Below are 12,039 nucleotides of genomic sequence, written 5' to 3' on the forward strand. Positions count from 1 at the left end.
CGCCGCGGATCGGTGGGGATCGCGACATATATACGGGCCCGTAGGGTGCGCATTCATGCGCACCTCCTCCGGCATTTACGCGCTCCTATCGCCCACCAAACATGCGCACCTCGCCTTCACCATTCACGCGCAACTCCCCCGCCATCCACGCCCCCCCCAAACCACCGAACGGCTGATTTCCGCAGGATGTGACCCACGGCACGCCCGCGCCGCTTTCCCTGCGCAATCCCCCCTGCTAATGTCCCTCGGCGTCGAATCCGAGGGGTCGCAGATGCCGCGTTATGAATACAAGGTCGTGCCCGCGCCGAAGAAGGCCGGGAAGGTGAAAGGGGTCAAGGGGACCGAGGCCCGCTTTGCCCACGAACTCGCCAGCCTGATGAACCAATACGGCGCGGACGGCTGGGAATATCAGCGCACCGACACCCTGCCCTGCGAGGAACGGTCGGGCCTGACAGGCCGGACGACCACCTTCCAGAACATGCTGGTGTTCCGCCGCGAACTGGAGTCGGGGCTGCGGGCCGCGGATGCCATCGCGTCGGTTCATGTCGATCAGCCCGCGCCGATGACACCTCCCGCCGCGCCGGTCCACACGCCGCCGCACGCCGAAACGCATGCGCCGCGCGCCGACGCCCCCGGCCCGGTCCATAGCCCGGCGCCGAGCGTGGCCGCGACCCCGTCGCTGTCGGCGGATCCGACCCGGCGCATCGACGGCGAGATGGCATTCTCCCGCGCGCCGTTCCATCACCGCAACGACGCAAAGGACGAACCCCAGATCAGCGCGCGCACGCCCGAGGGCCACGCGCCGCGGCTTGGCGCCGCCGGCCACCCCGAGCCCGCCGATCCCCCGGCAGAAACCTCTCCCGGAGTCGCGCGGCGAAGCTAGGCCTCGATGTGCAGGGCCAGCGCGTGCAGCCGTCCCATGACATCCGCCCCCAGCGCCTCGTGCACCGCGCGATGACGCTGCAGGCGGGTCATCGGCTCGAACGCGGCGGCCTTGATCCACACGCGAAAATGACTGTCCCCGCCCTCGCGGTACCCGGCATGGCCGCGATGTTTTTCGCTTTCATCTTCGACGGTTAGCGTCTCGGGTGCAAAAGTTTCGGACAGCTTGTTCTCGATGATCGTTGCCAGCTTCATTTTTTCCCACCTGCCCCCTTCAATCCGGCGGCAAAACCATTAGACTTCCGTGTCCGAGTAGCAAAGGCGAGCCCAAATGGCGAATCCAGATCCGTTCGGTTTTGACATCAGTGTCTCTAATGACAAGAAGAAGCGTAACCGTGGCAAGCGTGGCATGTCCGGCGCCTTCGAGACGTCGCAGAGAGAGTGCGAGCATCCCGGATGCCGTGAACAGGGCCAGTACCGCGCACCGCGCTCGCCCGACCACCTCGACGAGTACCTCTGGTTCTGCAAGGACCACGTCCGCGAGTACAATCTGAAATGGAACTTCTTCAACGGGACCACCGAAGAGGAATTCCAAGAGCAGATCGACAACGACCGGGTCTGGGGCCGCGAGACGAAGCCCTTCACCAAGCCGGGCGAGGAACAGCGCGCGTGGGCGCGGCTGGGGATCGACGACCCGCATCAGGTGCTGGGCGAGAACGCGACCCGCAACCCCGGCAAGTCGATCACCGGCACCCGCAAGCTGCCGCCGACCGAACGCCGCGCGCTCGATATTCTGGACGCCAAGGACCATTGGCAGAAGGCCGAGATCCGCAAGGCCTACAAGGCGCTGATCAAGGTGTTGCACCCGGACATGAACGGCGGCGACCGCGGACACGAGGAACAGCTGCAGGAAGTCGTCTGGGCCTGGGACCAGATCAAGGATTCGCGGAACTTTCAGTAAGGCGCATGACTGCGCTGACGAGTTCGGACGGGGCGCGCCAATGGTGCGCCCCTTATCTTTCTGCCAAACTAAAACGGGATCGGGCCCGGCGCGGACATAGGCGGAAAACGGACCAGTTCCGGCACCCCGCAGCGGCTTCCCGCCCGCCGGAAATTGACAGACGCACCGCCTGCCCGATAGGGAATGGGAACACCTTATCCGGGGTCGGACAATGACAAAGCCATTGGTCGTGCTGTCAAGCGCACGTTCCGGCACCAACTATTTCCTGAGCGTTTTTCAGAAGATGGCCCCGAATGGCGTGGTCCTGCGCGAAGTCTTTCGCAAGGGCGGCGACAGCCTTCCGGAACTGATCGCGCTGACGGGAATGCCGCGATCGCAACTGGTGGCCTTGGGGCAGGACGATCCCGTCGCACTGTGGGACATCCTGCTGGATGCCGCCGGTCCGCGTCCGCTGGCGCTGAAGATCTTCTACTACCACGCGCGGCCTTCCAGCCCGATCTGGGACCGCCTGATCGACGAGGCGCGGATCGTCCACCTTGTCCGCCGCCGCGTCCTGGATACCTTCGTGTCCCGCAAGCTGGCCGAAACCACCGGGGCGTGGTTCCAGCCCGCCGACGTCGGCACCCTGCCCGCACGGCCGGAAGTGCGGCTTGACCCCGCAGAGCTGTCCGCCTTCATCACCGAACGGCAAGGCTATGTGCAGCGGTTCCGCGAGCGGTTCCAAAACGCCGACCTGCACGAGGTCAGCTACGAGGACATCGCCGCCGACCCGAAGCTGTGCGCCGACTGGATCGCGCGCGTGACCGGGCTGCCGATCCCGGCCGTCCCGCTGCAGCTTCCCATCCGCAAGCAGAACACTTGGGCAATCCGCGATATCGTGTCCAACTACGACGAGATCGCGGCTTTCGACAAAGCCCACCTGTAAGGAACCCCGTTGATGTCGATGCAGTACCAGATGGAAAGCAGCCATATCGCGGACTACGGGTTGTGGACGCTGCCGGGCATCGACTTTCCCCTGCGCGGCCCGCCCGTCGCCATCGACGGCAAGGCGCCGGCGATCTCGTTCCTTGGGGCAGCGCAGGTGTTCGGGACCTTCGTGAACCACCCCTTCCCCAACCTGCTGGGCGAGATGCTGTCGGCCCGGGTGATCAACCTTGCCAATGGTGGCGCCGGGCCCGGTCTGTACGCCAACCGGCCGGAGCTGATCGACCTTGTGAACCGTAGCTCGGCCTGCGTCATACAGGTGATGTCGGCGCGATCGTCGATGCAGAACAAGTACATGACGTCGCTGAACGGCCGCGCTTCGGTCCGCGTCACCTATCCCGACGGGCGCGCCGAAGACAGCCTTGGCCATCACGCCTTGCTCAAGATCGGGCGCGAGATATCGCGGCAGGCGTTCTCGGACCTCGTGGCAGAGACGCTGGACAACTACCTTGCCCAGTACCGGATGCTGTGCGCGGCGATTACCGTGCCGAAGGTGCTGTTGTACGTCGGGCCGAACCCGCCGATTGCCGATGTCACGTCGGATGACTGGACGCCCGAGCGGCTGGTCGGCACGCACCCGCACCTTGTGACGCAAAACGTCTTCGCCGAACTGCAATCGCTGTGCGATGCGACCGTGTCTGTCGTGGGCAAGGAAGGCATGGATAAACGGCTGCTGAATCGCTTCACCGGCGAACATACCTCGATCAAGCGGTCCGAGACCTACACGATCACCAACCACCGGGCCTATATCCCGCCCCACATGCACGTCCGCACGGCGCTGGAATTGTACCCCGTGGTCGAGCCGTTCCTTGCCCCCTAGGGTCGTCAGGCCGCGCTGAAGGTCAAGGCGATCCCATTCAGGCAGTGACGTTCGCCGGTAGGCTCGGGGCCATCGTCGAAAATGTGCCCAAGGTGCGAGCCGCAGCGGCGGCAGTGAACCTCGGTGCGGGTGATGAACAGCTTGCGGTCGGGCTTGGTCCGGACCGCGTCCTCGATCGGGGCCCAGAAGCTGGGCCAGCCGGTGCCGCTTTTGTACTTTGTGTCCGACGGATAGACCGGCAGGTCGCAGCCCTTGCAGTGGAAGGTGCCCGCGCGGGTCTCGTCGTTCAGGGGGCTGGTGAAGGCGCGCTCGGTGCCTTCCTCGCGCAGCACATCGTACTCGGCCTCGCTGAGCATGGCGCGCCACTCCTGTTCGGACCGGCGGACGGTGACATAGCTGGCGTCCGTAGCCGCGGATGTCGCGCTGGCGCGCATCAGCGCCACGGTCCCGGCGCTGGACAGAATGAATTCCCTGCGGTTCATGGTTCGCTCCTTTTGTCTTTCTTCTGACCGAAGACACGGGCGGCACAGGTGTTCCGAGCCAGATGATCACCAAACCGTGACAAATGCGCGCCGCCCCCCGCTTCTGCGCGACGGGCCCCGCGAGCCCCCCACGAGCCCACACGGGGACGCTTCGGGCGCGCGCTGTGGCGGGTGGCGTTGACCTCTCCCCCATAATCTTACATGAAGGCCCGTGGGCGGCGCGCTGCGGCGCCGCATGAACGTATTCCCTGAAGCAGCAGAGGTCGAAATGGCGGACGGAAACCTGGATGTGACGGCGAAACCGACCGAAGAGCTCGACGTTCGCGACGTCTTCGGCATTGAATCGGAGATGAAGATCAAGGGCTTCGCTGACCGTTCGGACCGCGTGCCGGATGTCGACAGCACCTACAAGTTCGATCGCGACACCACGCTGGCCATTCTGGCTGCCTTTGGCCGCAATCGCCGGCTGATCATTCAGGGCTACCACGGCACCGGCAAGTCGACCCACATCGAACAGGTCGCCGCCCGCCTGAACTGGCCCTGCGTCCGCGTGAACCTCGACAGCCACATCAGCCGGATCGACCTGATCGGTAAGGATGCGATCAAGCTGAAGGACGGCAAACAGGTCACCGTGTTCCAGGAAGGCATCCTGCCGTGGGCGCTGCGCAACCCGACCGCCATCGTGTTCGACGAATACGACGCGGGCCGGGCCGACGTCATGTTCGTGATCCAGCGTGTGCTGGAACATGACGGCAAGCTGACCCTGCTGGACCAGAACGAGGTGATCACCCCGCACCCGTATTTCCGCCTGTTCGGCACCGCCAACACCGTTGGCCTTGGCGACACCACCGGGCTTTACCACGGCGTGCAGCAGATCAACCAAGCCCAGATGGACCGCTGGTCGCTGGTCGCCACGCTGAACTATCTCAGCCACGACGCCGAGGCGGCGATCGTGCTGGCGAAGAATCCGCACTACAACAACGAGAAGGGCCGCCGCGAGATCGGCCAGATGGTGTCCGTCGCGGACCTGACCCGGACCGCCTTCATGAACGGCGAACTGTCGACCGTCATGTCGCCCCGGACCGTCATCAACTGGGCGCAGAACGCCGAGATCTTCCGCGACATCGGTTATGCGTTCCGCGTGACCTTCATGAACAAGTGCGACGAACTGGAACGCGAAACCGTGGCCGAGTTCTACCAGCGCTGCTTTGACGAAGAACTGCCGGAAAGCGCCGCGTCCGTCGCGATCGCCTGATCCTGCTTTTCTGACAGACTGACAGACTGACAAAGCCCGGGCCGCCGCGCCCGGGCTTTTTCGTTGCGGTGCGTCCCGCGCCGAACCTTTACCCGCCCGAAATCCGCTTCTGCTAGACACCGCCCCGCGCCGGCGAAATCCGGTCCAATACTTGCCTAATTGATCGGCAATATTCTTGGGGTAAGGTGTATTTAATGAGCGGAATGAAAACACAGGCCACCCTGTGGACAGTGCTGCTCTTGCTGTTGCTGTCCCCTTTGAAGGCCCGCGCCCTCGACGCGGCGGACCTGACGCGCGAATTCGCGAACTGCACCGGCCGCTACTCTGCACAGATGGAACACCACTGGCTGGTGAAAGCCGGCGACGAAAACCCGGCAGAACGACGGCGCAATTCCTTCGCCGCGATGCTGGACGCCGTCCGACCGCCGGACACGGGCCGCACCATCCTTGCGTGGCGGATCGAAGCGAAGGCCGCGCAGGCGGCGCTTTTGCTGACCGCGACCTTCGGGACCGACCCCGCGCGCCGCGCGGCGGCCGCCACCCATGCCCGCGACCACATCGCGCGCTGCGACCAGCTGATGCTTGGCGACTGATTCCGCCTTGCGTTCGGGCCGTATCGGGCCGATGTATCAGGCATGAAGAAGCCTAACGACAACCCGGCAGATCCCTTCAAGAAGGCCCTCGCAGAGGCGACCCGCGTGATGGCGGACGACCCTGAACTGGGCGTCACCTACTCGGTCGACCCGCCGGGGCTGGGCAACGATTCCGTGCGCCTGCCGCAGATCAGCCGCCGCATGACCAAGCAAGAGGTCCTGCTGGCCCGTGGCACCGCCGACGCCTATGCGCTGAAGCTGCGGCACCACGACGCGAAGACGCACAACCGCTATTCCCCGCAGGGCCAGATGGCCCGCGACTTGTACGAATCGATGGAGACTGCGCGCTGCGAAGCCGTGGGCGCGATCACCATGCCCGGCACCGCGTCGAACATCGACGCCAAGATCGCCAACGAGGCAGAGCGCCGTGGCTATGCCGGCCTGACCGAGGCGTCCGACGCGCCGCTGGCCGTCGCCGCTGGCTACCTGATCCGTCACCTCGCCACCGGGCGCCCGCTGCCGCCGGGTGCGGACAACGTGATGAACCTGTGGCGCAACTTCATCGAGGAACAGGCCGCCGACACGCTTGGCAACCTTGAAGAAACGCTGAAGGACCAAACCGCCTTCGCGAAGTTCTCGCGCCGCATCATCGAGGATCTCGGCTACGGCGATCAGCTGGGCGACGACCCCGACGACGTCTCCGAGGACCAAGAGGACGAGGCAAGCTCGGACGAACAGGAAGAAGAACCGGATTCCTCCGGCTCGGAAGACGACCAGTCCGACGAGAACGACGAGGCCGCGCCCGAGCAAAGCCAGGAAGAACAGATGGACGCCGCCGAGGCGCAGGTGTCCGCTGAAGAGCTTGAAGACATGGACATGTCGGAGGAGACGGAGATGCCCGAGGGCGACATGCCCCTCGAACCTCCGCCGCCGCCGCCCCATTCCGAGGCCGACCCCGGCTATAAGGTGTTCACCACCGCCCACGACGAGGAAATCCGCGCCGAAGAACTGGCCGAGCCGCAGGAACTGGAACGGCTGCGCGCCTATCTCGATCAGCAGCTGGAGCCGCTGAAAGGCGCCGTGTCCCGGCTGGCCAACAAGCTGCAACGGCGGCTTCAGGCGCAGCAGAACCGCAGCTGGGAATTCGATCTGGAAGAAGGCACGCTGGACGCCGGGCGGCTGGCGCGCGTGGTGGCGAACCCGACGACGCCCCTGTCCTTCAAGACCGAGAAGGACACCGAATTCCGCGACACCGTGGTGACGCTGCTGCTGGACAACTCTGGTTCGATGCGCGGGCGGCCGATCTCGATCGCCGCGATCTGCGCCGACGTGCTGGCGCGAACGCTGGAACGCTGCGACGTGAAGGTCGAGATCCTCGGCTTCACCACCCGCGCGTGGAAGGGCGGACAAAGCCGCGAGGACTGGCTGAACGCCGGCCGCGAACAGGGTCCGGGCCGTCTGAACGACTTGCGCCACATCATCTACAAGTCCGCCGACGCGCCGTGGCGCCGGTCGCGCGACAATCTTGGCCTGATGATGAAGGAAGGCCTGCTGAAAGAGAACATCGACGGCGAGGCGCTGGAATGGGCGCACCGCCGGGTGGCCTACCGCCCCGAGGCGCGGAAGATCCTGATGGTGATCTCGGACGGCGCGCCGGTCGACGACTCGACCCTGTCGGTCAACCCGGCCAACTATCTTGAAAAGCACCTGCGCGACGTGATCGCGATGGTCGAAAAGCGCAAGCAGGTCGAACTGCTGGCCATCGGCATCGGCCACGACGTGACCCGCTACTATGACCGCGCCGTGACCATCACCGACGTGGAACAGCTGGCTGGCGCGATGACCGAGCAACTGGCCAGCCTGTTCGACAGCGACCCGCGCGCCCGCGCGCGGATCATGGGCATCCGCAAGGCGTCCTGACCCCGCGCCGTCCGCGACATCCATAAGGCCCCCGCCCCCCCGGCGGCGGCCCACTCATCCCTTTCGGCTGGCCCCGGTGCGTCCTTCGACGCCATCGGGGCCGCGCCTCTGGCATCTGCCGCAACGATTGGGCAGACTCGCCTCAAATCACAGGAGCCCCCATGTTCCAGACCTTCGACACCACCAGTTCCCCCGAACAGGGCCCGCCCCGTCTGGCCGCCCTGCGCCAAGAGATCGCGGCAGAGGGCCTGGACGGGTTCATCGTGCCGCTGGCCGACCAGCATCAGGGCGAATACGTCGCCGCCTGCGACAAGCGGCTGGAATGGCTGACCGGCTTCACCGGCTCGGCGGGGTTCTGCGTCGCACTTGCCGACCGCGCCGGTGTCTTCGTCGACGGCCGTTACCGGGTGCAGGTCAAGGCGCAGATCGCACCGGATTTCACGCCCGTCGACTGGCCCGAGACCAAGCTGGGCGACTGGCTTGCCGCGTCGCTGCCCGACGGTGGCCGCGTCGGGTTCGACCCGTGGCTGCATACGCTGGGCGAGATCGAGGCGGTCGAGGCTCGGCTGAAGGGCACCGGGATCGAGCTGGTGGAAAGCGACAACCTTGTGGACCGCATCTGGCCCGACCGCCCCGACCGCCCGTGCAAACCGGTAACGCGCTATCCCGACGACATGGCGGGCGAAACGGACGCCGAAAAGCGCGGCAGGCTGGCCGCCGCCCTGCGCGAGGCGGGGCAGCAGGCCGCCGTGCTGACGCTGCCGGACTCGATCTGCTGGCTACTGAACGTGCGCGGCTCGGACATCCCCCGCAACCCGGTGGTGCAGGCTTTCGCCATCCTGCACGACGATGGCAAGGTGCAGATCTTCTCGGACGAGACGAAGTTCCGCGTGCTGGCCGAGGCACAGGCCGACGACGATGCGATCGACATCGCCCCGTGGGACGCGTTCGAACCCGTCCTGACCCAACTGGACGGCCCGGTGCGCGTCGACAAGTCCACCGCGCCGCTGGCGGTCACCCGGGCGCTGCAGTCGGCGGACATCACGATCGCCCTTGCGGACGATCCCTGCATCCTGCCCAAGGCGTGCAAGAACCCGATCGAACTGACCTCGGCCCGCGCCGCGCACCTGCGCGATGCCGCGGCGATGTGCGAGTTCCTCGCGTGGCTCGACGCCGAGGCAGCGAAGCTGGTGGGCGGGACTGGCGACGGCCTGACCGAAACGCAGGTGGTGCAGGCGCTGGAAGGCTACCGGCGCGCGACCAACGCCCTGCAAGAGATCAGCTTCGACACGATCTGCGGGTCGGGCCCCAACGGCGCCATCGTGCATTACCGCGTGACCGAACAGACGGACCGCGCGCTGGCGGCGGGCGAGTTGCTGCTGGTCGACAGCGGCGGCCAGTACCTTGACGGCACCACGGACATCACCCGTACCGTTGCCATCGGCACGCCCACCGACGAACAGCGCGCCTGCTTCACGCGGGTGCTGAAAGGCATGATCGCGATTTCGCAGGCCCGCTGGCCCAAGGGCCGCTCGGGGCACGATCTGGACGCGCTGGCCCGCATCGCACTGTGGCGCGCCGGGCTGGACTATGACCACGGCACCGGCCACGGCGTCGGCCAGTACCTGTCGGTGCACGAAGGCCCCGCCCGGCTAAGCCGCGTGTCCGACATCGCCCTGCAACCGGGCATGGTCCTGTCGAACGAACCGGGCTATTACCGCGAGGGCGCCTTCGGCATCCGGATCGAGAACCTGATCGCCGTGCAAGAGGCCCCGGCCCTGCCCGGCGGCGACGCCCATCGCGCGATGCTGGACTTCGAGACGCTGACCTATGTCCCCATCGACCTGTCGCTGGTCGACGCCGATCTTCTGGACCGCGACGAACGCGACTGGCTGAACGCCTACCACGCGGAATGCCATGCGCGGCTGGCGGACAGGGTGTCGGACACGGCGGCGGACTGGCTGGCCCGGGCGACCAAAGCGATTTGAGATGTTGTTGTTACCGGAGCGGTGCTACAACCGCCCGAACATAAGACGCAGGGGACGGACGAACATGACAAGCCACATCAAGACCCGCCGCGCGACGGGCACCTGGGTGGTCCGCGCAGGCGGCGCGGTCCTTGGCGAAAGCGCCAACGCGGTGGAACTGACCGAGGGCGACTATCCCGCGGTGATCTACTTCCCGCGCGAAGATCTTGCGATGGCGTTCCTCGACCCGTCCGAGACCCGGTCGACCTGCCCCTACAAGGGCGACGCGACCTACTACACCATCCAAGCCAAAAGCGGCCCGATCCCGGACGCGGCATGGAGCTACGAAACCCCGAAAGAGGGTCTTGAGGCGATTGCCGGTCACCTTGCCTTCTACACCGACCGGGTGGCGGTCGAGCAGCTTTAAAGCTGCGATGACCGGGAAGAACGGGGGCGCTGCCCCCTCTGCGCCTGCGGCGCATTCACCCCCGGGATATTTCTGGACAGAAGAAGACCGGGCGCGGGGCAAAGCTTATCAGGCCCGGCGCTCCCAGACGTGCATAGCGTCGGGGCCGACCTGACGCGTCTGCGCCAGCACGAAACGGGGTGCGTCGGCCAGCCGGTCGACCCCCATCGCACCAAGCGCCGGGCGGCCCTCGGCCCCAAGCGCCAGCCCGGCCTGAAAGGTCACAAGCCGGTCGACAAGGTCGCCGGCCAGCAACGAGGCCGCCAGCGCGCCGCCGCCCTCGCAGAAGACGCGGGTGATCCCGGCCTCGGCCAGCGCATCCAGCGCCGCCGCCGGGTCGATCTGCCGGGCGCGGCCCGTGTCCAGCGGGATCAGGCGCGCGCCCAGCCCCTCCCAAGCCGCCGTCAGGTCGGGGCTGGCGTCGCCGCCGTGGCACAGCCAGACCGGCACCTCGCGCGCGGTGCGGGCCAGCCGCCCGTCCAGAGGCAGGTCGAGATGGCGCGACCAGACCACCCGCACCGGCTGGCGCACCGGGCCGAAGCCCCGCACGGTCAGGTCCGGATCGTCGGTGCGCGCCGTACCGCCGCCCACAAGCACTGCGTCGTGTTCAAGCCGCATCCCGTGAACCAGCCGCCGCGCGGCGGGCCCGGTGATCCAGCGGCTTTCCCCGGTCGCCGTGGCGATCCGCCCGTCCAGCGAGGTGGCCAGCTTCAGCGTCAGCAGCGGCCTGCCGCGCCGGACCCGGTGAAGGAACCCCGCCTGCTGGCGCTGTGCCTCGGTGCGCATCACGTCTGTTGTCACCGCGATCCCCGCCGCCCGCAGGCGCGCGATGCCGCCGCCGTCGACACGCGGGTCCGGGTCCTGCAGCGCCACCACCACGCGGGTCACGCCCGCGGCGATCAGCGCGTCGGCGCAGGGCGGCGTCTGTCCGTGGTGGGCGCAGGGTTCAAGGGTGACGTAAGCGGTGGCGCCACGCGCCGCCGGACCGGCCGCAGCCAGCGCCATCGCCTCGGCATGGGGGCGGCCGCCCGGCTGGGTCCAGCCGCGCGCGATCACCCGCCCCTCTTTCACCAGCACGCAGCCGACGGCGGGGTTGGGCCATGTGTTGCCAAGCCCCCGCGCCGCCAGCGACAGCGCGTGGCGCATGTGCCGAAGGTCGTCGCTCATACGTTTCTCACCGCCCCTCAGGCCGGCGGTCAGACCGCATCGGGCGGCAGGTGCGGACGCAGTTCGCTGACGAAATCCTCGAAGTCGTCGGCCGCCTGGAAGTTCTTGTAGACGCTTGCGAACCGCACGTAGGCCACGGTGTCGATCCGTGCGAGGCTTTCCATCACGATCTCGCCGATGGTCTTGGACGGGATGTCCGTCTCGCCCATCGATTCAAGCCGCCGGACGATGCCGGAAATCATCTGGTCGATCCGTTCCGGTTCCACCGGGCGCTTCTGCATCGAGATGCGGATCGAGCGTTCCAGCTTGTCGCGGTCGAAATCCTCGCGGCGGCCGTTGGACTTGATCACCACAAGGTCGCGCAGCTGCACCCGCTCGTAGGTCGTGAACCGTCCGCCGCAGGCAGGGCAGAACCGACGCCGCCGGATCGCCACATGGTCCTCGGCCGGGCGCGAGTCCTTCACCTGAGTGTCGATATTTCCGCAAAACGGACAGCGCATGGCCTCTCCATTGATCCCAGTCCCCGGTTATCCACAGCGACT

Annotated in this window: 13 protein-coding genes; 9 read left to right on the plus strand and 4 right to left on the minus strand. The window is 66.7% G+C overall.

Annotated features, from left to right (window positions below; genetic code table 11):
• The first annotated feature begins 271 nt into the window (after positions 1-271).
• On the plus strand, positions 272-883 hold the full coding sequence (locus P1K30_RS24005; RefSeq protein ID WP_379561400.1) for a DUF4177 domain-containing protein: 612 nt from the start codon (positions 272-274) through the stop codon (positions 881-883).
• Here the strand turns inward: P1K30_RS24005 and P1K30_RS21595 are convergent.
• A complete protein-coding gene (locus P1K30_RS21595; protein ID WP_275634866.1) occupies positions 880-1,137 on the minus strand; it encodes a BolA family protein in 258 nt (85 codons plus the stop codon). The two genes, P1K30_RS24005 and P1K30_RS21595, sit on opposite strands and share 4 nt — an antisense overlap.
• A 76-nt stretch (positions 1,138-1,213) precedes the next feature.
• On the opposite strand from P1K30_RS21595, the gene P1K30_RS21600 reads away from it, so the two are divergent.
• From P1K30_RS21600 to P1K30_RS21610, 3 genes are all read left to right on the plus strand, one after another.
• Positions 1,214-1,843 (plus strand): DnaJ domain-containing protein, encoded by a 630-nt coding sequence (locus P1K30_RS21600; protein WP_275634867.1) that lies wholly within the window; start codon positions 1,214-1,216, stop codon positions 1,841-1,843.
• 211 nt (positions 1,844-2,054) lie between these two features.
• The gene (locus P1K30_RS21605) at positions 2,055-2,768 is read left to right on the plus strand and encodes a sulfotransferase family protein (protein WP_275634868.1); all 714 of its coding nucleotides are present in this window, start codon (positions 2,055-2,057) and stop codon (positions 2,766-2,768) included.
• A 12-nt stretch (positions 2,769-2,780) separates the two neighbouring features.
• On the plus strand, positions 2,781-3,647 hold the full coding sequence (locus P1K30_RS21610; RefSeq protein ID WP_275634869.1) for a DUF6473 family protein: 867 nt from the start codon (positions 2,781-2,783) through the stop codon (positions 3,645-3,647).
• Between the two features lie 5 nt (positions 3,648-3,652).
• Here the strand turns inward: P1K30_RS21610 and msrB are convergent, their stop codons facing one another.
• Entirely contained in the window at positions 3,653-4,129 is a 477-nt protein-coding gene (msrB, locus tag P1K30_RS21615; protein ID WP_275634870.1) for a peptide-methionine (R)-S-oxide reductase MsrB, read from the minus strand.
• A 268-nt stretch (positions 4,130-4,397) separates the two neighbouring features.
• Between msrB and cobS the strand changes: the two genes are divergently transcribed.
• The 5 genes from cobS (at position 4,398) to P1K30_RS21640 (ending at position 10,291) form a co-directional block, all read left to right on the plus strand.
• Positions 4,398-5,384, plus strand: a complete 987-nt coding sequence (gene cobS, locus P1K30_RS21620) for a cobaltochelatase subunit CobS (RefSeq protein WP_275634936.1) — start codon at positions 4,398-4,400, stop codon at positions 5,382-5,384.
• A gap of 194 nt (positions 5,385-5,578) precedes the next feature.
• Positions 5,579-5,977 carry a hypothetical protein gene (locus P1K30_RS21625; RefSeq protein WP_275634871.1) on the plus strand — a complete coding sequence of 133 codons (399 nt, stop codon included), beginning with the start codon at positions 5,579-5,581 and terminating at the stop codon, positions 5,975-5,977.
• 42 nt (positions 5,978-6,019) lie between these two features.
• Positions 6,020-7,897: a cobaltochelatase subunit CobT gene (gene cobT, locus P1K30_RS21630; RefSeq protein WP_275634872.1), complete on the plus strand. Its 1,878-nt coding sequence runs from the start codon at positions 6,020-6,022 to the stop codon at positions 7,895-7,897.
• Between the two features lie 161 nt (positions 7,898-8,058).
• Positions 8,059-9,885 carry an aminopeptidase P family protein gene (locus P1K30_RS21635; protein WP_275634873.1) on the plus strand — a complete coding sequence of 609 codons (1,827 nt, stop codon included), beginning with the start codon at positions 8,059-8,061 and terminating at the stop codon, positions 9,883-9,885.
• A 64-nt stretch (positions 9,886-9,949) separates the two neighbouring features.
• Positions 9,950-10,291 (plus strand): DUF427 domain-containing protein, encoded by a 342-nt coding sequence (locus P1K30_RS21640; protein ID WP_275634874.1) that lies wholly within the window; start codon positions 9,950-9,952, stop codon positions 10,289-10,291.
• A gap of 108 nt (positions 10,292-10,399) precedes the next feature.
• Here the strand turns inward: P1K30_RS21640 and ribD are convergent, their stop codons facing one another.
• Both ribD and nrdR read right to left on the minus strand, forming a co-directional pair.
• Positions 10,400-11,497, minus strand: coding sequence for a bifunctional diaminohydroxyphosphoribosylaminopyrimidine deaminase/5-amino-6-(5-phosphoribosylamino)uracil reductase RibD (ribD, locus tag P1K30_RS21645; RefSeq protein WP_275634875.1), 1,098 nt, complete (start codon positions 11,495-11,497; stop codon positions 10,400-10,402).
• Between the two features lie 29 nt (positions 11,498-11,526).
• Positions 11,527-11,997, minus strand: coding sequence for a transcriptional regulator NrdR (gene nrdR / locus P1K30_RS21650; RefSeq protein WP_275634876.1), 471 nt, complete (start codon positions 11,995-11,997; stop codon positions 11,527-11,529).
• Between the last annotated feature and the right edge of the window lie 42 nt (positions 11,998-12,039).

Source organism: Psychromarinibacter halotolerans, assembly GCF_029168315.1.
GTDB lineage: Bacteria > Pseudomonadota > Alphaproteobacteria > Rhodobacterales > Rhodobacteraceae > Psychromarinibacter > Psychromarinibacter halotolerans.

What these genes read in the sequence shown, in the direction of transcription:
- P1K30_RS21600 (WP_275634867.1), top strand. Translation starts at nt 1,214, where the DNA reads ATGGCGAATCCAGATCCGTTCGGTTTTGACATCAGTGTCTCTAATGAC.
- cobT (WP_275634872.1), top strand. Translation starts at nt 6,020, where the DNA reads ATGAAGAAGCCTAACGACAACCCGGCAGATCCCTTCAAGAAGGCCCTC.
- nrdR (WP_275634876.1), bottom strand. Translation starts at nt 11,997, where the DNA reads ATGCGCTGTCCGTTTTGCGGAAATATCGACACTCAGGTGAAGGACTCG.
- P1K30_RS24005 (WP_379561400.1), top strand. Translation starts at nt 272, where the DNA reads ATGCCGCGTTATGAATACAAGGTCGTGCCCGCGCCGAAGAAGGCCGGG.
- P1K30_RS21635 (WP_275634873.1), top strand. Translation starts at nt 8,059, where the DNA reads ATGTTCCAGACCTTCGACACCACCAGTTCCCCCGAACAGGGCCCGCCC.
- P1K30_RS21605 (WP_275634868.1), top strand. Translation starts at nt 2,055, where the DNA reads ATGACAAAGCCATTGGTCGTGCTGTCAAGCGCACGTTCCGGCACCAAC.
- cobS (WP_275634936.1), top strand. Translation starts at nt 4,398, where the DNA reads ATGGCGGACGGAAACCTGGATGTGACGGCGAAACCGACCGAAGAGCTC.
- P1K30_RS21595 (WP_275634866.1), bottom strand. Translation starts at nt 1,137, where the DNA reads ATGAAGCTGGCAACGATCATCGAGAACAAGCTGTCCGAAACTTTTGCA.
- P1K30_RS21625 (WP_275634871.1), top strand. Translation starts at nt 5,579, where the DNA reads ATGAGCGGAATGAAAACACAGGCCACCCTGTGGACAGTGCTGCTCTTG.
- P1K30_RS21610 (WP_275634869.1), top strand. Translation starts at nt 2,781, where the DNA reads ATGTCGATGCAGTACCAGATGGAAAGCAGCCATATCGCGGACTACGGG.
- ribD (WP_275634875.1), bottom strand. Translation starts at nt 11,497, where the DNA reads ATGAGCGACGACCTTCGGCACATGCGCCACGCGCTGTCGCTGGCGGCG.
- P1K30_RS21640 (WP_275634874.1), top strand. Translation starts at nt 9,950, where the DNA reads ATGACAAGCCACATCAAGACCCGCCGCGCGACGGGCACCTGGGTGGTC.
- msrB (WP_275634870.1), bottom strand. Translation starts at nt 4,129, where the DNA reads ATGAACCGCAGGGAATTCATTCTGTCCAGCGCCGGGACCGTGGCGCTG.